Source organism: Paracoccaceae bacterium (assembly GCA_012103375.1).
Lineage (GTDB): Bacteria > Pseudomonadota > Alphaproteobacteria > Rhodobacterales > Rhodobacteraceae > WLWX01.
In genome coordinates this window covers 1,868,650-1,887,170 of record WLWX01000001.1, presented here as the reverse complement: position 1 = coordinate 1,887,170, position 18,521 = coordinate 1,868,650, and the positions used below count along the sequence as shown (strand labels likewise).

15 protein-coding genes and 4 pseudogenes are annotated in these 18,521 nt (G+C 61.5%); 9 read left to right on the top strand and 10 right to left on the bottom strand.

Annotated features, from left to right (window positions below):
- Nucleotides 1-25 precede the first annotated feature (25 nt).
- Together GKR99_09555 and GKR99_09550 are read left to right on the top strand one after the other, a co-directional pair.
- Nucleotides 26-547 carry a hypothetical protein gene (locus GKR99_09555; GenBank protein ID NKB27775.1) on the top strand — a complete coding sequence of 174 codons (522 nt, stop codon included), beginning with the start codon at nucleotides 26-28 and terminating at the stop codon, nucleotides 545-547.
- The gene (locus tag GKR99_09550) at nucleotides 540-1,232 is read left to right on the top strand and encodes a TetR family transcriptional regulator (GenBank protein NKB27774.1); all 693 of its coding nucleotides are present in this window, start codon (nucleotides 540-542) and stop codon (nucleotides 1,230-1,232) included. Before GKR99_09555 ends, GKR99_09550 begins: the two co-directional genes overlap by 8 nt.
- A 270-nt stretch (nucleotides 1,233-1,502) precedes the next feature.
- On the opposite strand, the gene GKR99_09545 is transcribed toward GKR99_09550, so the two are convergent.
- Entirely contained in the window at nucleotides 1,503-2,018 is a 516-nt protein-coding gene (locus GKR99_09545) for a redoxin domain-containing protein (GenBank protein NKB27773.1), read from the bottom strand.
- 102 nt (nucleotides 2,019-2,120) lie between these two features.
- Between GKR99_09545 and GKR99_09540 the strand changes: the two are divergent.
- The 4 genes and pseudogenes from GKR99_09540 (at nucleotide 2,121) to ppk2 (ending at nucleotide 6,759) form a co-directional block, all read left to right on the top strand.
- Nucleotides 2,121-2,904: pseudogene (locus GKR99_09540) on the top strand (xanthine dehydrogenase family protein subunit M).
- The gene (locus GKR99_09535) at nucleotides 2,901-3,374 is read left to right on the top strand and encodes a 2Fe-2S iron-sulfur cluster binding domain-containing protein (GenBank protein NKB27772.1); all 474 of its coding nucleotides are present in this window, start codon (nucleotides 2,901-2,903) and stop codon (nucleotides 3,372-3,374) included. The pseudogene GKR99_09540 and the gene GKR99_09535 overlap by 4 nt, the downstream one beginning before the upstream one ends.
- The gene (locus GKR99_09530; GenBank protein ID NKB27771.1) at nucleotides 3,371-5,749 is read left to right on the top strand and encodes a molybdopterin-dependent oxidoreductase; all 2,379 of its coding nucleotides are present in this window, start codon (nucleotides 3,371-3,373) and stop codon (nucleotides 5,747-5,749) included. The genes GKR99_09535 and GKR99_09530 overlap by 4 nt, the downstream gene beginning before the upstream one ends.
- Before the next feature lie 111 nt (nucleotides 5,750-5,860).
- A pseudogene (ppk2, locus tag GKR99_09525) lies at nucleotides 5,861-6,759 on the top strand (polyphosphate kinase 2).
- Between the two features lie 43 nt (nucleotides 6,760-6,802).
- On the opposite strand, the gene GKR99_09520 reads toward ppk2, so the two are convergent.
- Nucleotides 6,803-7,669, bottom strand: a complete 867-nt coding sequence (locus tag GKR99_09520; GenBank protein NKB27770.1) for a polysaccharide deacetylase family protein — start codon at nucleotides 7,667-7,669, stop codon at nucleotides 6,803-6,805.
- Between the two features lie 36 nt (nucleotides 7,670-7,705).
- Nucleotides 7,706-8,785 carry a hypothetical protein gene (locus tag GKR99_09515; GenBank protein NKB27769.1) on the bottom strand — a complete coding sequence of 360 codons (1,080 nt, stop codon included), beginning with the start codon at nucleotides 8,783-8,785 and terminating at the stop codon, nucleotides 7,706-7,708.
- A gap of 231 nt (nucleotides 8,786-9,016) precedes the next feature.
- Between GKR99_09515 and GKR99_09510 the strand changes: the two genes are divergently transcribed.
- Complete coding sequence (locus GKR99_09510; GenBank protein ID NKB27768.1) at nucleotides 9,017-9,541, top strand: TRAP transporter small permease subunit; 525 nt, start codon at nucleotides 9,017-9,019, stop codon at nucleotides 9,539-9,541.
- 12 nt (nucleotides 9,542-9,553) lie between these two features.
- Here the strand turns inward: GKR99_09510 and GKR99_09505 are convergent.
- Nucleotides 9,554-10,512, bottom strand: a protein-coding gene (locus GKR99_09505) for an IS630 family transposase (GenBank protein ID NKB27767.1) whose coding sequence is annotated in 2 segments (ribosomal slippage) — nucleotides 9,554-10,168 and nucleotides 10,171-10,512 — 957 coding nt in all. Because the reading frame shifts where the segments join, the coding sequence is not laid out codon by codon here.
- Nucleotides 10,513-10,600: 88 nt separating this feature from the next.
- On the opposite strand from GKR99_09505, the pseudogene GKR99_09500 reads away from it, so the two are divergent.
- Together GKR99_09500 and GKR99_09495 are read left to right on the top strand one after the other, a co-directional pair.
- Nucleotides 10,601-11,002, top strand: a pseudogene (locus tag GKR99_09500) (TRAP transporter large permease subunit).
- A 132-nt stretch (nucleotides 11,003-11,134) separates the two neighbouring features.
- Nucleotides 11,135-12,139: a TRAP transporter large permease subunit gene (locus GKR99_09495; GenBank protein NKB27766.1), complete on the top strand. Its 1,005-nt coding sequence runs from the start codon at nucleotides 11,135-11,137 to the stop codon at nucleotides 12,137-12,139.
- 18 nt (nucleotides 12,140-12,157) lie between these two features.
- Here GKR99_09495 and GKR99_09490 read toward each other — a convergent pair whose 3' ends face one another.
- The 6 genes and pseudogenes from GKR99_09490 to GKR99_09465 all read right to left on the bottom strand — a co-directional run bounded on the left by GKR99_09490 (nucleotide 12,158) and on the right by GKR99_09465 (nucleotide 18,414).
- Complete coding sequence (locus GKR99_09490) at nucleotides 12,158-12,892, bottom strand: ATP-binding cassette domain-containing protein (protein ID NKB27765.1); 735 nt, start codon at nucleotides 12,890-12,892, stop codon at nucleotides 12,158-12,160.
- Nucleotides 12,892-13,752 (bottom strand): ATP-binding cassette domain-containing protein, encoded by an 861-nt coding sequence (locus GKR99_09485; GenBank protein ID NKB27764.1) that lies wholly within the window; start codon nucleotides 13,750-13,752, stop codon nucleotides 12,892-12,894. The genes GKR99_09490 and GKR99_09485 overlap by 1 nt, the downstream gene beginning before the upstream one ends.
- Nucleotides 13,749-14,687 carry an ABC transporter permease subunit gene (locus tag GKR99_09480; GenBank protein NKB27763.1) on the bottom strand — a complete coding sequence of 313 codons (939 nt, stop codon included), beginning with the start codon at nucleotides 14,685-14,687 and terminating at the stop codon, nucleotides 13,749-13,751. Before GKR99_09480 ends, GKR99_09485 begins: the two co-directional genes overlap by 4 nt.
- Nucleotides 14,688-14,715: 28 nt before the next feature.
- Nucleotides 14,716-15,774: an ABC transporter permease subunit gene (locus tag GKR99_09475; GenBank protein NKB27762.1), complete on the bottom strand. Its 1,059-nt coding sequence runs from the start codon at nucleotides 15,772-15,774 to the stop codon at nucleotides 14,716-14,718.
- Complete coding sequence (locus GKR99_09470) at nucleotides 15,775-17,364, bottom strand: ABC transporter substrate-binding protein (protein NKB27761.1); 1,590 nt, start codon at nucleotides 17,362-17,364, stop codon at nucleotides 15,775-15,777.
- Nucleotides 17,365-17,427: 63 nt separating this feature from the next.
- Nucleotides 17,428-18,414: pseudogene (locus GKR99_09465) on the bottom strand (peptidase M19).
- Nucleotides 18,415-18,521 lie beyond the last annotated feature (107 nt).

Below are 18,521 nucleotides of genomic sequence, written 5' to 3'. Positions count from 1 at the left end.
AATAGATTCATGCCTCAAGTCAATCATGTTATCGGTCGATAAACAAATTCAGGAACGCAAGATGGCTGAGACGAAAACTTTTGACGTGATATTTGAGGGCACCGGCACATCGTCGGGAAAGATGCGCAATGACATCTCGGTCGAATGGCCGATGATGAAGGAAAAGTTCGAACTGGCCACGGACGAAGGCCCGTTTCATGGCGGCGACGGAACCGCGCCACCGCCGCTGGCGCTGTTTTGTGCAGCCTTGACCGGGTGCCTGATGACGCAGATTCGGGCGTTTGCGAAGCGTCTGAATATCGACTTGCGGCATGTCACGGTCAACACACGTCTGCATTGGCAGGGCGAGCAGGAGGGGAATGACCCTTACGTAACGCAGCCCGTCGGGTTTGACATGGATGTCGATATGGACACCGACGCCAGCAAAGACGACCAGATGGCGCTGTTGGCGGCGGCGAAAAAGGGGTGTTTCATCGAGCAGACGCTGATGCAGGGGCTGGTCGTCGGGCACCGGCTGAAGCTGGGCGACGCGTGGCACGATGCCTGACACATTGCCCGAAACCTCACCCGATACTGCGCCCGAAACCGCGCCAAAGGCAAAGCGCAAGCGCCTGCCCTCGGGCGAGCGACGCCAGGAGTTCATTGCCCAGGCCATCGAGTTCTTTGCAGAAAACGGCTTCGAAAGCTCGACCCGCGATCTGGCCAAGCGGTTGGGTGTGACGCAGCCGTTGCTTTACCGGTATTTCCCGTCCAAGGACGATCTGATCGCCGAGGTTTATTCCGCCGTCTACGTCAAGCGCTGGCGGCCTGAGTGGGAAATTCTGCTGGCAGACCGGACGCGCCCACTGGCGGACCGGATGCGGCAGTTCTATCGCGAGTACACAGATGTGGTCTTCACCCGCGACTGGATGCGGATCTTCCTGTTTGCGGGGCTGAAGGGCGTTGACATCAACATCCGTTATATGGGGCTGGTGCGCAGTCGTATCCTGGACCCGATCGTGGCCGAATCCCGTGCCGAGGCAGGTTTGCCCGATGCGGACGGACCGGCAGAATCCGATTTCGCCTGGCTGATCCATGGCGGGATTTTCTACAACGGCGTGCGCCGTGTGGTTTACGGCGAAGCGGACGCCACCAACAAGGATCAGATGATCGACAACGCGGTTGAAGCGATGCTGTCGGGGCTGGATCGGATTCGCGAGGGCGGGCCTGCGCCCCGGGTTCGGTCACTGTAATTCGTCGCGAATCCCAGGGTACTTTTGGCCTGGAGCGGACATCAGCAGTGCATCGCAAGTAGGGCGCGCGCCGGACCGGTGGGCTGGCGCTGCGCCATTGAGTTTGCATGATTTATGGCCCAGGTTAGACCGTCAACTTGCTTGGACGCGCCAAGCTCAGACCAGCGCCTGACCGGCGGGACCGGTCCGGCGCGCGCCCTGCGCCTAACGGCGCGCACCGGGCGCAGGGTCAAACTGCCTACATCCCCTCCACGCCAGTTGCGACGCTAACTACCCCGCGTTCGTCCCCCGCGCCGGATAACCATTCTCCATTGCGCCCACACGGCTGAGCAGCAGATCAAGATCCGGCCGCGCGAATGGCATGCTGGCGATGTCGATCAAGTACAGGCGGCCATCGGGGCGCACCCAGAAGGTGCCGGGCTCGGGGAAGACGTCGATTTCCGCCTCTTTGATCGACTTGGAAATCCACAGACCCCAGGACCGGGCCACCTCTTCGGTCATACCGTAGGCAACGGGCACGTCTGTCAGACCCCAATCTGTCTTCGCCTTCTCGGCCCGGTCTTGCGGGTCCATCGAGATTGCGACCAGATCGACGCCTTTGGCCGCAAACTCCTTGGCGACGGTTTGCAGCTTGCCCAGATAACCCTCACAAATCGGGCAATGCAGACCGCGATAGACGACGATCATCGAAAACGCCTTGGGCATGCGTTCAGACAGGGTCCAGGTGCCGCCGCCAACCAGCGGCAGTGACAAGGCAGGGGCCTGCTTGTCGGGGGTCAGTTTCATGGCGGCGTGGTCCTTTCGGGGTTTCAACTTTGGCTTGCTGTTTATTTATAGGTCGATAAATTACATGGGCAACAGTGCCGCGCGGATACTTTGGGGGATGATATGAAGGCTCCGGACTTTCGATACGAATGCCCCGGCGATGTGGATGCCGCGCTGGCGCTTCTGGCGGGCGGTGACGCCGCCGCCCTGGCTGGGGGGCAAAGCCTGATGCCGATGATGAACTTCCGGCTGGCCCGGCCCGAGGTTCTGGTGGATCTGAACCGGATCGACGGGCTGGCAGGGATTGCCGAGGATGACGCGCTATGCGGATCTGGCCCGCTCTGACCTGATCTCCGCCCACGCCCCGCTGATGGCCCGCGCCCTGCCGCATATCGCCCATGCGGCGATCCGCAATCGCGGCACCATCGGCGGCTCGGTCGCGCTGGCCGATCCTGCGGCGGAAATGTCTGCCCTGCTGATTGCCCTGAACGCGCGGATTGCCCTGCGTTCGGCCGAAGCGGCACGAGAGGTCGCGGCGGATGACTTCTTCCTCGGCCTGTATGAAACGGCGCGGGCAGAGGATGAACTGGTGACCGAGGTCATTATTCCGAAAGCCCAGGCGGGTACGCGGCACGGGTTTTACGAACTCGCGCGGCGGCATGGGGATTACGCGATGGCGGGGGTGGCGCTGTCAGTTGGGGCGCAGGCACGCGTCGCCTTCTTCGCGATCAGCGATCATGCGCTGCGCGCGCCGGATGCCGAGGCGGCGTTGGCAAAGGGCGACATCGACGCGGCGGTGGCGGGGCTGGAGGGCCTCGATTTCCACGCCGACCCGAATGCGGATGCCGCAACCAAGCGACACCTGGCGGGTGTCGTCCTGCGCCGGGCGTGGGAGGGCGCGGCATGAGCGAAGCGCACGACATAACCGTCACAATCAACGGTGAGGCGATCCGCGCCCGCGTCCCGGCACGCCTGAACCTGGTCGATTTTATCCGCACCGAGGCGGGCCTGACCGGCAGCCATGTGGGCTGCGAACACGGCGTCTGCGGGGCTTGCACCATCGAAGTTGACGGCGCGATGGTGCGCGGTTGCCTGATGCTGGCGGTGCAAGCCGATGGAGCGCAGGTCACAACGGTCGAAGGCTTCGCCGACACCGACTTTGGCCCGGCGCTTCAGGAAGCGTTTCAGAACAATCACGCCCTGCAATGCGGTTACTGCACGCCGGGGATGCTGGCCAGCGCGTTGGAATATCTGCGCGGCAGCGGCGGCCCGGACCGGGACGCGATCCGGGACCATATCTCGGGCAATTACTGCCGCTGCACCGGGTATCAGTCCATCGTCAACGCAATTGCAGACGTTGCGGAGGGCACGAAATGAGTGGTCCCCGGACGATCTTTGACACGCCAAACCGCTATATCGGCCAGCCGGAAGTGCGCAAGGACGCCAAGCGGTTGCTGCACGGGCGTGGGCAATATGTCGATGACCTCACCCTGCCCCGCATGGTCCACGCCGCCTTTGTGCGCAGCCCCTATGCGCATGCGAAAATCCTGTCGATTGACACGGGTGAAGCGCGCATCATGCCCGGCGTCGTGGCGATCTATACCGGGGCTGATCTGGCCGAGTCTGTGGAACCCTATGTCGGGGTCCTCAGCCATATGGTCGGGCTCCGCTCGGCCCCGCAGCATCCGCTGGCGGTGGGTACGGCACGTTGGCAGGGTGAACCGGTCGTCATGGTCGTGGCGCAGTCCCGCGCCGAGGCTGAGGACGCAGTAGAGCTGGTCGAGGTTGATTTCGACCCCCTGACGCCCGTGGTCGATGTTGAGGCGGCGCTGCATCCCGACACGCCGTTGATCCACGACCAGTTCGACAGCAATCTGGCGTGGGAACGCACGGTTGAGGCAGGCGATATCGACGCCGCGTTTGCCGCCGATGGTGTCACGGTCATCGAAAAGCGTTTCACCTTCGGTCGCCATACGGGTGTGACGCTGGAACCCCGCGCGGCGGTGGCCGAATTTGATCCCTCCAGCGACAGGCTGACGTTTCACTATTCGGGCCAGGCGCCCCATATGATGCAATTCATCTTCGCCAAGCACCTGGGGCTGAGTGAGGATAATGTGCGCGTGATCTCCCGCGATGTGGGCGGGTCCTTCGGGATCAAGATCCACACCTACGGGGATGAGGTCGCAACGGCCACGGCGGCAAAACTGTTGGGCCGCCCGGTGAAATTCATCGCCGACCGGATGGAAAGTTTCTCCACCGACATCCACGCCCGTGATCACATCATTGACGCAAAGATTGGCGTGGACCCGGAAGGAAAAATCGTCGGGATCGGCTTCGAGGACCTGACTGGGATCGGCCCGTTTTCGATGTATCCGCGCACCTCGGCGATTGAGGCGAACCAGATCCTGAACCTGACAGGCGCGCCCTATGCGATTGAAAACTATCGCGCAACTTCGCGCGTGGTGTTCCAGAACAAGAACATGATGTGCCAATACCGCGCGGTCGGGCACCCGGTGGCGATGGCAATGGCAGATGGCTTGATCGAGGCTGCGGCGGCCAGCATCGGCATGGACCCGGTCGATATCCGACGCAAGAACCTGCTGGCCGATGATTGCTATCCGACCGTCACTGCGACGGGGATGAAGCTGGACGATCTGTCCCATCACGCCTGCCTGACCAAACTGGTCGAGGCGATGGATTACGACGCCTTGCGCGCCGATCAGGCAGCGGCGCGCGAACGCGGTGTGCATCGCGGGATCGGGCTGATCTCGATGGTGGAAGTCACCAACCCCTCGTCAATGTTTTATGGCATTGGCGGCGCACCGATTGCCAGCCAAGACGGTGCGACCGTGCGGCTGGACGCGGGCGGGGGCTTGCATGTCAGCAGCTCGATCACTGAACAGGGTCAGGGCACCAACGCGATCCTGGCGCAGATTGCGGCGGGTGTATTCGGCGTTGATCTGGACCGGGTGCGGGTGACGACGGGTGACACGGAAACGACGCCCTATGGCGGCGGAACATGGGCCTCGCGCGGGGCCGGGATCGGCGGCGAGGCGATGCTGCAGGCCGCCCATGCGCTGAAAGGTCAGGTGCTGGATGTGGCGGCGGTGATCCTGCAAGGCAAGGCCGATGATCTGGACATCGTCGCGGGCAAGGTCGTCGATACAGGCACGGGGGCAGAGCGCATCGACCTTAGCGATCTGGCACGCACCGTCTATTATCGCGGCAACGAACTGCCCGCTGATCTGGAACCGGAACTGGTGGCCACGCGGCACTACCGCGTCACCGATTTCCCCTTCGTCTTCACCAACGGCGCCATGGCGGCTTATGTGGAGGTTGATACGGAAACCGGCTTTACCAAGGTTCTGAACTTCTGGGCGGTTGAGGATTGCGGGCGCGTCATCAACCCCGCACTGGTTGATGAACAGATCCGTGGCGGCGTCGTACAAGGCATCGGCGGCGCGCTTTATGAAGAGGTGATCTATGACGAAGATGGCCAGCAGCTGAATACCTCGATGGCCGACTATCTGGTGCCGATGGCAGCCGAGATGCCCGATATCGTCGTGGAACATGTCGAGACGCCGACCAAAACCTCGGCTTTGGGGGCCAAGGGCGCGGGCGAGGCTGGTACCGGCGGCGCGCCCGGCGCACTGATGAACGCGATCAACGACGCGCTGCGCCCCCTGGGGGCCGAAGTGACGCAGATGCCGATGACGCCGCAACGGGTCCTCAGGGCGTTGGGTGTGGTCTGAGCGTTCGCCGCGCGCCTGACCGCGCCCATTCTCATCGCGCATTGAGGCAGATCAAAGCGCGCAGAGACACTTCCCTTGCAGACTGCCGGGCACAGCAACGCGAGGTGCCCAATGGATTCGAAAACCGATACGATCCCGCCCGAAGCCGATCAGGCGGCGCGGGTGCAGCAGATCAGCGGGTTTGAGCAGGGCGAATACCCTTACGCAAAACGGTTGGGGCGCGCCACATACGAAGCGGAAAAGGCCGCACTTCAGGCGGAACTGCTGAAGGTGCAAATCTGGGCGCAGGAGACCGGGCAGAAATTCGTGCTGTTGTTTGAAGGGCGCGATGCGGCAGGCAAGGGCGGCACGATCAAACGCTTTACCGAGCATCTGAACCCCCGCACCGCCCGTGTTGTCGCCTTGAACAAACCGACGGAAACGGAACGTGGCGAATGGTTCTTTCAGCGCTACATCAGGCACCTGCCGACGCGGGGCGAGATGGTGTTCTATGACCGCTCTTGGTACATCGCGCGGGCGTTGAACGGGTCATGGGGTTTTGTGAGCCCAATGAATACCTGGAATTCATGCGCCAGACGCCCGAGATCGAGCGGATGCTGACCCGTTCCGGGATCCGGCTTCTGAAGTATTGGTTTTCGGTGACGCAGGGCGAACAGCAGTTGCGATTCAAATCCCGTGAAACGGATCCGCTGAAACGGTGGAAGCTGTCCCCGATTGACCGGGCCAGCCTGGACAAATGGGCTGATTATACCGAGGCGAAAGAGGCGATGTTTTTCTACACCGACACCGCTGACGCACCCTGGACGGTTGTGAAATCAAACGACAAGAAACGGGCGCGGCTGAACTGTATGCGGCATTTTTTGTCGATGGTTGATTACCCCGACAAGGACACCAGTGTCGCAACGCCGCCGGACCCGAAAATCGTTCGGCAGGCCAGTCAGGTGGTTCGACAGGCCGAGCATATTCTGGCCTCGTCACTGCATCCCGACACCCGCGTCACTAAATCCTGAGTATTGCGAAACGCGCAGACCCGGCGCAGATATCACCGGGACTTCAGCGCAAGCGCCCCATTTCGCCCCGGTACCAATCCCCAATTTCGGCCCCCGTCATCCAGGCCACATTTTCGTGGCCTTTTACATAGTCGAGCAGTTCTTCCAGATAGCGGATGCGATGCGGCACGCCGGTGATGTAGGGATGGACCGAGATTGCCATGATCCGGGCGTTGTCTGCGCCCTCGGCATAGAGGCGGTCGAACTGGTCGCGGCCCCGGTTCAGGAATTCCGGTGCCGGGTGGCCTTGCAGGGCATGCACAGCGATGTCGTTGTTTTCGACCGTGTAGGGCAGCGTGGTGACCGGGCCGCTCGGCGTTTCAATCGTCTCGGGCAGGTCATCGATCACCCAGTCGGCGACATTCTTTACGCCGTTGGCGGCCAGCAGGTCCAGCGTCTCGTCGGTTTCGGTCAGGCCGGGGCTTTCCCAGCTGACGGGGCGGGTGCCGCAGAATGCCTCGATCGTGTCCTGGGCGCGGGCAATCTCAGCCGCCTGATTGTCAAGCTTGTGCATCGGGCCCTGGATGTGGCCGTGGCCCATGAACTCCCACCCCGCAGCGGCAACGCGGGGGTATTCGGTGCAGACCGAACCGTTGATGGCGAAGGTCACGGGGATATCGCGGCTGGTCAGGGCGGCGTGCTGACGCCAGAAACCGCTGCGCATGCCGTATTCGTGCCAGCTCCAATTCGGGACGTCGGGCAGCAGCGGCTGGCCCATCGGCGGCGGCAGAACGGTGCGCGGCATCGCGCGCGTCATCGACCAGTGTTCGACGTTGACGATCACCCAGACGGCAATGCGCGCGCCGCCCGGCAGGGTCAACCGGGGCCGATCCGGTGCGGCTTGATAAGGGATGCGTTCAGATAGCAGCATGGAACGAAAGGGGCGCCCGAAAGCGCCCCGATCCAATCATTCGATGACGTAGTCGACGGGCATGTCATAGCCGACATCCGCCACCGCGGCGAGGTACGCCTTCATCACGTCAGACCCCGGCATCCCGCGACCATCAGCATCCTTAGCCTGCTGGTTCGAGAAGCTGGCGAGGCTTTGTGCCCATCCGGCACGCGCCTCTTCCGGGAGCGTCTTGATATTGGCGCCAACCTCTTCCAGGCCCTTCAGACCACTTTCCTGACGCGCATTCAGAGAGGCACCCGCCTGATCTTCATAGGCGCGACCAACCTCCATCAGGATGGTCTGCACGTCTTCGGGCAGACGGTCAAAGCTGCGCTGGTTCATGGTCAGGGCGTTCACGCCCATCGCACCGAAACCGATCAGCGTATAGTTCGGCGAGGGTTCATAGAACTTGAAGCCGAGGTAGGCGGACGGGAACATCAGCCAACCGTTGTAAACGCCGGTTTGCAGTGACAGATAGCCATCAGGCAGCGTCGACTGCACCGGCACCGCGCCCGCGAATTCCAGCCAGGGCAGGTTCGGTCCCGCGCCACCAACCTTGACGCCCTTCAGGTCCTCAACCGTGTCCCAGGGATCGGTGGTGCCAAGGTGATAGTTGTCCCAGCCATGCAGGCCCAGCAGAACCTGACCATATTCGCTGGTGAACTGTTCGGTTAGCCATGGCACCGCGTCATAGGTCGCGCGCACGGCGTCCATCGCCTGATCGCTGTCCTGCGGACCGAAGGGCGCGTAATAGGGGAAGTTGTGCAGGAACAGCTTGGCCGGTTCAAAACAGATGCAATAGCTGCCGATATCAAGGATGCCGTTCTGCACCGACTCGAGCGTTTCAGCCACGCCCGCGATCGCCCCACCATAGCCTTCGACGAACTCAATCTCATGCTCGGTCTCTTCGGCGACCCGGCGTTTGACTTCGGGAACGAAGAAATTCGCGGTGTCGGCGACATAGACTGCCGGGCCATTCGGGTGGCCAGAGCCGATGCGCAGCGTGAATGTCTCGGCCAATGCCGTGGTCGCGCCGAAACCGGCGATGGCGGTGGCCAAGGCCACTTTGCCTAGGGTTGTTGATTTCATTTTCATCCTCCCAGATGGTTGCGCGCCTTGCCCAATGGAGTAGCGCGTCGAAGATCGTTGCCGTTTATCGGGCGATAAACAGTCAATGCATCTCCCCACAGATTAAGGATTCGGTCAAGGGTCAGCGGCCCGGCGCGGTGCTTATTTATCGACTGCTAACTTTTGCGGCTTGACCGGTCGGGCGGACACGGTAGCGTGGCGCCAACGGGGAAGCCTGAGGCAAAGGGGGGACGAAGCGTGGGCGCATCTATCAAACTCGCACGTTCGATCCATCTGGTCAGCGCCTTCTGGACGCTGGGGCTGGCGATTGTGATTATGATCGACGTGCTAGGGCGCAGCCTGTTTTCGACACCACTGCCCGGCACGAAAGAGATTTTGCAGAACTCGGTCGTCTCGATCACCTTCCTGCAACTGCCGCTGGCGATCTATTCAGGCTCTCAACTTCGCACGTCGATCTTCGTCGATGCGATGCCGCCGTTTGGCAAAAAACTTCTGCGGACGTTCGCAGGCGTGCTGGGTGTGGGGCTGTTCATCGGGCTGGTCCTCAGCACCTGGCAGCCGTTCCTGGATGCCTACCGGATTGGCGAGTATGAGGGCGAAGGCGCGCTGCGGGTGCCCACCTGGCCGGTGCGGGGCGCGGTGCTGGTCACCTCGGTCTTCGGGACATTCGCTTACCTCGCGATGATCATCCTCGACTGGCAGGACAAACTGAACCCGGACCTGTCGGCACCGGGCAGTTTCCTTGACCAAGGGGCGGACTAAAGCGTTTCGACATTAACCTGAGACATATCCGGCGGCCTTAAAGTAGTTCCAGCATTCTACTGGGTCGTAGAGATCGCAGATTGCTCCGATTGCTTCGAAGACCTGGGTAAAGGACCTGACCCCGATCCGTCGCAAATGGGCTTTCAGTTTAGAGAAGGCCTGCTCGATGGGATTCAGGTCGGGCGAGTACGGTGGCAGGTAAAGGAACCAGCAGCCGTGATTGCGTAAAGCCTGCGTCGCCTCCTTATTCCGGTGGGTTGCCAGGTTGTCGAGAATGACGACAGTGCCGGGGTTGATCTCGGGGACCAGCACTTCGCGGATGTAGGCCGCGAAGGCGGGGCCATCTATCGCTCCCTTGATGACCCAAGGTGCGATCAGCGCGCCTTGGGTCAGGCCCGCGATCAAGGTTTGGGTTCCCCAGCTTCCGAAGGGCGCATCCATCGTCAGGCGCTTACCGCGCTTGGCTCTGCCGCGTAGGCGCGTGAGGTTTGTCTTCACTGCGGTTTCGTCAATAAAGACAACGCGCTCAGGAAAGGTCGCAATGGCTGGCGAGCGGTATCTGAACCAGTCGGCCCGTTGCTGCCTTACCTTGGCGCGGCGGCGCTCGGTTGCGACCAGCGACTTTTTTTGTACGTGAAGCCGAGCCGGGACAGAAGGTTGGCGATGGAGGAGTGATGCACCCGCACACCCTCTGCATCGGCCAGCGCATTACGCAACTCAAAGAGCGTGATGTCAGGGTCTTGTGCGATCAACTCCTCAAAGAATTCCCGATGCGGAGCCAGCTTTCCCTTGCCGCGCGGCGGTCCCTGCCGGGCAGGTTCCGCATGACCCTTCATCCTCACCTGACGCGCCCACCGCGCGCCTGTGGCAGGCGACAGCTTCAACCGCAACGCCGCCGCGCGCCCGCTCAACCCTTCTTCAATGTATCTCTGAAACCGTATCCGAAGCGCAGATGGCAAAGGTGCTGACATGATCCATCCTCCCAAACAGGATGAATCACAGATCAGGTCTCAAGGGAATCCCTCGCGATTCAGGTTCAAGCCGAAACGCTTTAGGGCCATGGGCGGGGATATCGCACTCTATATGCTGGGTCTGCTGATCGTGTTCATCCTGATGGGTGTGCACATCGGCGTGGCACTGGCGATCTGTTCGGCGCTTGGCGTCTGGCTGATGGTCGGGTTCCTGGATACCGCGCTGTCGATCCTTGGAAACACGGCTTACGAGGCGGTCAGGAAGGATGTCTTTGCAGTCATTCCGCTGTTCGTGCTGATGGGCGATTTCATCGGTCGAAGCGGGGCTGCGGGGGACCTGTATCGAATTTGCGACCGTACTCTGAAGCGGCTTCCGGGGCGGCTGGCGATTGCGACCATTGCGGGCAACACGGTGTTTGCCGCCGTGACGGGCGTTAGCATCGCCAGCGCGGCGGCGTTCTCGCGTATTGCCTATCCTGAAATGAAGAAGGTTGGCTGATTGTGTTGAAAAACTCCGAAATCAGAGCGTCGCGGATTTCTTGCGAAAACCTATGAAGCGAAATAGTCGGAAAGCTTTGACCACGAGACAGCGCATGGCTGCGCGTGAGCGCATGTAGGCGATTTGGGCCGACCCCCGCGCCAAAAATTTAGGATCGGGCTGCATGGAAAGAAAAATCATCGTTCAGGCCCTAAAACGGAGTTTTTCAACACAATCGGCTATAAGCAGACGTTTGCGCTGGGGGCCGTCGCCGGTTCGGCCTGTCTGGGGATGCTGATCCCGCCGTCGATCCTGCTGATCGTCTGGGCGGTCCTGACCGAGATGAGCATCGGCGCGCTGTTCATCGCCGGATTGCTGCCGGGCATCCTGCTGGCGCTGTTGTTCGCCGGTTATGTCATTGTCGCGGCCGCCCGAAATCCGGACATTGCACCGCCGTTTGAGGAGGCACTGGTCCCCCTGACGAAGGAGGAAATGCGCTCGGAGCTGATCGGCGGGCTTGGCATTCTGGGCCTTGTTCTGCTGGTAATCGGCGGCATCTGGACCGGCGCCTTCACCCCGACCGAGGCGGCCGGGTTCGGGGCCATCGGCGCGCTGATCATCGGTGTCATCAAGGGCATGCGGTGGCGCGACATTGTCGAGGCGATCTTTCAGGCAGGACGCACCACCGCGCCGATCATGTTCCTTCTGATCACGGCACAGATGTATTCCAAACTGCTCGCCTTCGGCGGCGCTGTGAATTACATCCAAGGGCTGTTTCTGGGGCTGGGCGCGGACCCTTGGGTGATCATCGCGATGATGATCGTGGTCTGGATCATCCTGGGCATGCTGATCGACTCTGTCTCGATTATCCTTCTGACAGTGCCGATATTCGCGCCCATTGCCATGGCGCTGGGGTTCGATCCGCTGGCCTTTGCGATCTTCGGAATTCTGGTGATCGAGGCGGGGCTGCTGACACCGCCGTTCGGGTTGCTGGTCTATACGGTGAAAGGGTCGGTCCCTGACCCGAGTGTCACGCTGGGGCAGATTTTCGCGGGATCAACGCCGTACTTCCTGCTGATCCTGCTGGCGGCCCTGATCGTCCTGCTGGTTCCATGGCTGTCAAACTGGCTGCCGGCGCTGATGCTGTAGGGGTCAGCACACTAGACCTTAGACGGACGCCTCGATCAGGCTTTGCGAATAGGGATGGCTGGCGTTTTTCTGGCGCAGGTCGGCGACTTCCATGATCTCGACAAACTCGCCGTCTTTCATCACCGCCAGCCGCCCGCACATGTGGCCGACAACCGACAGGTCGTGGCTGACCATCAGATAGGTCAGGCCCCGATCAGCGCGCAGATCGACCAGCAGGTTCAGGATTTCCGCCTGCACGGATACATCCAGCGCCGACGTTGGTTCGTCCAGTAACAGAAGGCGCGGTTCCGGTGCCAGAGCACGGGCGATGGCGACGCGCTGACGCTGCCCGCCAGACAGTTGGTGCGGATAGCGGAAGCGGAACTTCTGCCCCAGCCCGACGTCGTCCAACAACCTCACAACGCGGCTGTCGATGTCGTCAAAACCGTGCAGATACAACGTTTCGGCCAGAAGCTGATCCACCGAATGGCGGGGGTGAAGCGAGGCATAGGGGTCCTGAAACACCATCTGCACGGTCTTGTAGAAGGCGCGCGGGCGCTTCTTTCCAATGGTCTGACCGTCGACGGTGATTGACCCGTTCCAATCCGGGGCCAGCCCGGTAATGGCCCTCAGGATGGTCGATTTGCCCGAACCGCTTTCGCCGACCAGACCAAAGCTTTCGCCCTGATCGACCGCGAAGGTCGCGCCTTTTACGGCGTCGACCCGGTCGCGTCCGTTGCCGAACCAGACGTTGAGGTTATCAACCTGCAGCATCAGCCCGCTTGCCCGCTGATGCTGGCAACCTCGGCCCAGGCGGGATCGCGTTTCAGCACTTCCAGCCGGTCTTTTGGCTGGTCCAGCCGGGGCAGTGAATTCAGCAACCCGCGCGTATAGGGGTGTTTCGCTTCGTGCAGCTTGTCGGCGTCGCAGACCTCGACAATCCGGCCCGCGTACATGATCAGCACCCGGTCACAGAAATCAGCCACCAGGTTGAGGTCATGGCTGATGAACAGCAGCCCCATGCCGCGTTCCTTGACCAGCCCGTCCATGATATCAAGCACCTGACGCTGGACCGAGACATCCAATGCCGAGGTTGGTTCGTCCGCTATCAGAATCTCCGGGTTCGGGATCAGCATCATCGCGATCATGATCCTCTGACCCATGCCGCCCGACATCTCGTGCGGATAAGCGCGCATCACGCGTTCGGGGTTGCGGATCGACACCGCCTCCAGCGTTTCGATGGCCTTGGCGCGGGCTTGTGCCTTGCTGCCTTTGGCGTGCAGGCGATAGGCCTCGATCAGTTGCGCGCCGATTGTCATCACCGGATTCAGGCTGAATTTGGGATCTTGCATCACCATGGTGATCCGCTGGCCGCGCACCGCGCGCATCTGAACCTCGGATTTCTCCATCAGGTTCACGCCGTCCAGCGCGATCCGGTCGGCGGTAACCTGCCCCGGCGGGCGGATCAGGCGCAGAATCGCGCGGCCCGTCAGCGACTTGCCCGAGCCGCTTTCGCCTACGATCCCAAGGCGTTCGCGGCCAAGGGTAAAGGACACTCCGCGCACCGCCTCGAACACGCCGTGGCGGGATGGGAAGCGCACCCAGAGGTTTTCGACGTCCAGCAGATTGCTCATTCGCCGCCCTTCGGGTCCAGCGCGTCGCGCAGGCCATCGCCCAGCAGGTTGAACGCGAGTGAGACAGTGAAGATCGCCAGCCCCGGCACGGTCGCCACCCACCAGTGATCGAGGATGAACCGCCGCCCTTCGCTGATCATCGCACCCCATTCGGGGCTGGGTGGCTGCGCGCCAAGGCCAAGGAAGCCAAGCCCGGCGGCGGCCAGAATGATCCCGGCCATGTCGAGCGTCACCCGCACGATCAGGGACGAGATACACAGCGGCCAGATGTGCTTGGTGATAATCCTCACCGGCCCAGCGCCCTGCAGGCGGATCGCATAGATGTAATCGGACGAACGTATCGTCAGCGTCTCGGCCCGTGCCATCCGCGCATAAGGCGGCCAGGCGGTCAGTGAAATGGCCAGCACCGCGTTTTCGATCCCGGCACCCAGGGCGGCCACGAAAGCCAGCGCCAGCACCAGTCGGGGGAAGGCCAGGAAAATGTCGGTAATCCGCATCAGCACCGTGTCGGTCCAGCCGCCGACATAGCCCGAGATGGTCCCGACCAGCAGCCCGGCGATCGGGGCTATCAGGGCCACCAATGCAACGATATAAAGCGTAATCCGCGAGCCGTGGATCAACCGGCTGAGGATATCCCGGCCAAGGCTGTCCGTCCCGAACACATGCCCGTCCGAACCCAGCGGCGCCAGCCTGTTGCCCAGGTCCTGCACATAGGGATCATGGGGCGCCAGCAATGGCGCAAGCAGCGCGACCAGCAGCAGCGCCACCAGAATCGCCAGCCCGACCATCGCCATCGTGTTGACCCGAAACGCCAGCCAGCCGCGATAGATCGCCGCCAGTTTCGCGTGGCGGCGCGAGGTTGGAACCTCGCTCAGCAGCCAGGCGCGCAGGCCCTTGCCGGTGACGGACCCTCCATCCTGCGCAGCGTTGCGCACCAGTTGCGGGTCGCTGTTTTGCAGGGCGTTATTTGGCACGGGGGTCAAACACCTTATAGAGCAGGTCCGAGAAGATGTTCAGCAGGATGAACACCAGCCCGACGACGACCGTGCCGCCCATCACGGCACTCATATCCGCAGACAGCAGTGCCGTTGTGATGTAGCTGCCAATGCCCGGCCAGCTAAAGATAATCTCGGTCAGAACCGACCCTTCCAGCAGGTTGGCATAGCTCAGCGCGATGACGGTGATCAGTTGCACCCGGATGTTCTTGAACGCGTGTCGCCAGATCACCGCCCATTCCGACATGCCTTTGACGCGGGCCGTGGTGACGTATTCGGCGCTCAGCTGTTCCAGCATGAACGACCGTGTCATCCGGCTGATATAGGCCAGAGAGTAATAGCCCAGCAGCGACGCGGGCAGGATGATGTGGCTGAGGGCGTCTTTGAACACCGCCCAGTTCCGGTCGAGGATTGAATCCACCAGGATCATGCCGGTCACCGAGGGCACGATATCAACATAGAAAATACCAACCCGGCCCGGCCCACCGACCCAGCCGAGGATGCCATAGAAGACCAGCAGACCCATCAGACCCAGCCAGAAGATCGGCATCGAATATCCGACAAGGGCGACGACACGGGCGATCTGGTCGATCCAGCTGCCTTTGCGCACGGCTGCGACGACGCCCAGCGGAACGCCAAGGACGATGCCCATGGTCACGCCAAGGGTTGCAAGTTCCAGCGTCGCAGGAAACACGCGGCGAATATCATCGGCGACGGGCCGGGCGGTCAGCAAGGATTTTCCGAAATCGCCATGCAGCACGTCCCAGACGTAATAGGCGAATTGCACGATGATCGGTTTGTCGAGGCCCAGTTGTTCATATGCGGCGTCATAGGTCGACTTGGTCGCCTGTTCGCCGACGATGGCCAGTACCGGGTCGATGGGCATGACGCGCCCGATGATGAAGGTGATGAACATCAGCCCCAGCATCGTCACGGCAATCGACCCCAGTGTCAGGATTGTCGCCCTGAGCCACAGTTCAAGGGGCGCCTTCTGGCGCCCCCCGTTGGTGTTTTCGGCGATCGCCATCTACTTGGTGATCTGCCAGTAGGATGCCGACGTGATGGCCTGACCCGTCGAGAAGTTGGTCACGTTGTCACGCAGAGCCGATTGTTCGATCTGCTGGAACAACACCGCGAAGGGTGAGATCTGGCGGAATTCGGCCTGGATGTCCTGATACATCTGGGCGCGCACGTCGCGATCATTCTCGACCACGGCGGCTGCGACCTTTTCGGTCAGCCCGCCGGTATCCCAGGCGTTGCGCCAGGCCAGAAGGCCTGTGGCACCCGCTTCGTCCGAGTTATCGGGATTGAACGCAAACGTACCGGCATTGGTGTGCGGATCAGGATAATCCGGACCCCATGCGCCCATGTACATGTCCAGTTCACGCGCACGGTACCGGCCCAGAATGGCCTTGGCGGTGCCGACCGTGATGTTCAGCGTGATGCCCACCTCGGCAAAGGTGTTCTGCAGCGACTGGGCAATCTCGATACGTTCCTGCGCTTCACGCACTCCGACCTCAATCTCGAACGGTTCGATCCCGGCAAGCAGTTCCTTGGCCTTGTCGATATCCAGGCTGAACGGCGCTTCGCTGGACGAGCCAAGATAGGTGCGCGGCAGGAAGTTCTGGTGGATCGTGTACTGACCGTTGAGGAAGCTGTTCTGCATCCCTTCATAATCGACCAGATATTTGATCGCCTCGCGCACTTCAGGCTTGGACAGCTGCGGATGCTTCTGGTTCAGCGAGATATACATCAAGCGGCCTTTAAGCTCTTCCGAGATCTCGACACCATCTGCTTCGCGTGCACCGGCCACATCTTCCGGGTTCAGGTTGCGGGCAACGTCGATGTCGTTGCGTTCCAGCAGCAGACGCTGGGTTGCGCTTTCCTGCACGTGGCGCACGATCACGCGTTCCATCGCCGGAGCACCCAGATAGAAATCAGGGTTCGACGACAGGGTGACGCTTTCATTCGGCTTCCAGCTGTCGACCGAATAGGCGCCCGAACCGGCGGAGTTCGTCGCCAGCCAGGCGTTGCCCATGTCGCCGTCAGCTTCGTTGTCCATGACGGTTTTCATATCGACGATGGAGCCGATGGTGGCCGTCAGGCAGTTCAGCACGAAAGAGGTCGCATAGCGCTTGTCGGTCGTGATGGTCAGCGTGTTGCCGTCGGCCACGATGGTCTCATCCACGTTTTCCGGCGTGAAACCGAACTGGGTCAGGATGAACGACGGCGTCTTGTTCAGGATCACCGCCCGGCGCAATGAGAATTCGGCGTCGGCGGCAGTCACCGGGTTGCCCGAATGGAACATCACGCCTTCACGCATCGTGAAGGTGATCGACTTGCCGTCTTCGCTGACCGTCCAGCTTTCGGCCAGGTCCGGCTGATAGCCCGCATCGAGGTTCAGCGGGTCGAAGTTTACCAGCTTGCCATAAACGTTGCGGATCACGTCAGAGCCTGCAAATTCAAAGCTTTGCGCCGGGTCCAGCGTTGTGATGTCATCAATCCGATTGGCGATGACCAACATGTTCGGCGGCGTTTCGGCAAAGGCGGCGAATGACGTCACCCCCACGGCCAGCCCGATTGCGGCCCCGCTGAGTAATCTGGTGATTGCGTTCATTTTCTTGTCCTCTCAAGTTGCAGTTTCTTTTGGTTCGTTGCTCGATCCGCGCGGCTGCCCCGGCTATTCACCCCAGGTTTTTTCCAGCACACGCAGCCAGTTTCCGTGACAGAGCTTGGTCATCAGCGCATCGTCATAGCCATGCGCCGCCATTGCCCCCCTCAAATTCGGCAGATCGGCGCAGGTCGTCACCTCCTGCGGCACGATCGCGCCGTCATAATCCGACCCCATCCCGACCCGGTCTTCACCCAGATGGGTGATCAGGTGGTCCAGGTGCCGCAGCATCTGGTCCAGCGGAACTTCGGGCACCATGCGCCCGTCGTCGCGCAGGAACGCCACCGCGAAATTCAGCCCCACCATCCCGTCACTGTTCCGGATCGCCGCAAGCTGATCGTCGGTCAGATTTCGGCTGTGCGGGCAGATCGCGTTCACGTTGGAATGTGTGGCGACCAGCGGCGCGTCGGAATGGCGCGCAACATCCCAGAAGCCTGTCGCGTTAAGGTGCTACAAGTCAATCATTATGCCCAACTGATTGCAGCGTTTGATCAGCCGCACCCCTGCCTCAGTCAGCCCTGCGCCGATGTCGCCGGTAGCAGGATAACGGAAGGGTACGCCTTCACCAAAGATTGTCGGACGCGACCAGACCGGCCCGATAGAGCGCAGCCCTGCCTGATAAAGCGTGTCGAGCGTGTGCAGGTCCGGGTCAATCGCCTCGGCCCCTTCGATGTGGAAGATCGCGGCGATGATGCCATCGGCCAGCGCGGATCGGATGTCAGCGGCGCTGCGGCAGACGCGCAGGGCGCCGCGGCGTTCCAGCTCGAACAAAACCGCGGATTGCGCCATGACGACCGACTGCGCCGCGGACCAGTCTATGGCGGGCGGCAGTGGCAGGTCGTAAGATGGTTTGATCATCTCCTCAAATTTCACTTCAAGGTCGACGGGTGACGGCACGTAGACCGCGAAGAACCCGCCGCCGAACCCGCCCGCATGCGCCTTGGGCACATCAATCGCGCCGTCCATGCCGTTCAGGAAGTGATCAACTGCCGACATGCCGCCAGCCCGATATAGCTTGAGCAGCGCATCGTTGTGTCCGTCAAAAACGGCTGGCGTGGTCGCTTGGCTCACATGTCCCCCGATTTGTGGCTGGCCGCAGCGTA

What these genes read in the sequence shown, in the direction of transcription:
- GKR99_09545 (NKB27773.1), bottom strand. Translation starts at nt 2,018, where the DNA reads ATGAAACTGACCCCCGACAAGCAGGCCCCTGCCTTGTCACTGCCGCTG.
- GKR99_09530 (NKB27771.1), top strand. Translation starts at nt 3,371, where the DNA reads ATGAGTGGTCCCCGGACGATCTTTGACACGCCAAACCGCTATATCGGC.
- GKR99_09470 (NKB27761.1), bottom strand. Translation starts at nt 17,364, where the DNA reads ATGAACGCAATCACCAGATTACTCAGCGGGGCCGCAATCGGGCTGGCC.
- GKR99_09515 (NKB27769.1), bottom strand. Translation starts at nt 8,785, where the DNA reads ATGAAAATGAAATCAACAACCCTAGGCAAAGTGGCCTTGGCCACCGCC.
- GKR99_09490 (NKB27765.1), bottom strand. Translation starts at nt 12,892, where the DNA reads ATGCTGCAGGTTGATAACCTCAACGTCTGGTTCGGCAACGGACGCGAC.
- GKR99_09520 (NKB27770.1), bottom strand. Translation starts at nt 7,669, where the DNA reads ATGCTGCTATCTGAACGCATCCCTTATCAAGCCGCACCGGATCGGCCC.
- GKR99_09550 (NKB27774.1), top strand. Translation starts at nt 540, where the DNA reads ATGCCTGACACATTGCCCGAAACCTCACCCGATACTGCGCCCGAAACC.
- GKR99_09485 (NKB27764.1), bottom strand. Translation starts at nt 13,752, where the DNA reads ATGAGCAATCTGCTGGACGTCGAAAACCTCTGGGTGCGCTTCCCATCC.
- GKR99_09475 (NKB27762.1), bottom strand. Translation starts at nt 15,774, where the DNA reads ATGGCGATCGCCGAAAACACCAACGGGGGGCGCCAGAAGGCGCCCCTT.
- GKR99_09555 (NKB27775.1), top strand. Translation starts at nt 26, where the DNA reads ATGTTATCGGTCGATAAACAAATTCAGGAACGCAAGATGGCTGAGACG.
- GKR99_09535 (NKB27772.1), top strand. Translation starts at nt 2,901, where the DNA reads ATGAGCGAAGCGCACGACATAACCGTCACAATCAACGGTGAGGCGATC.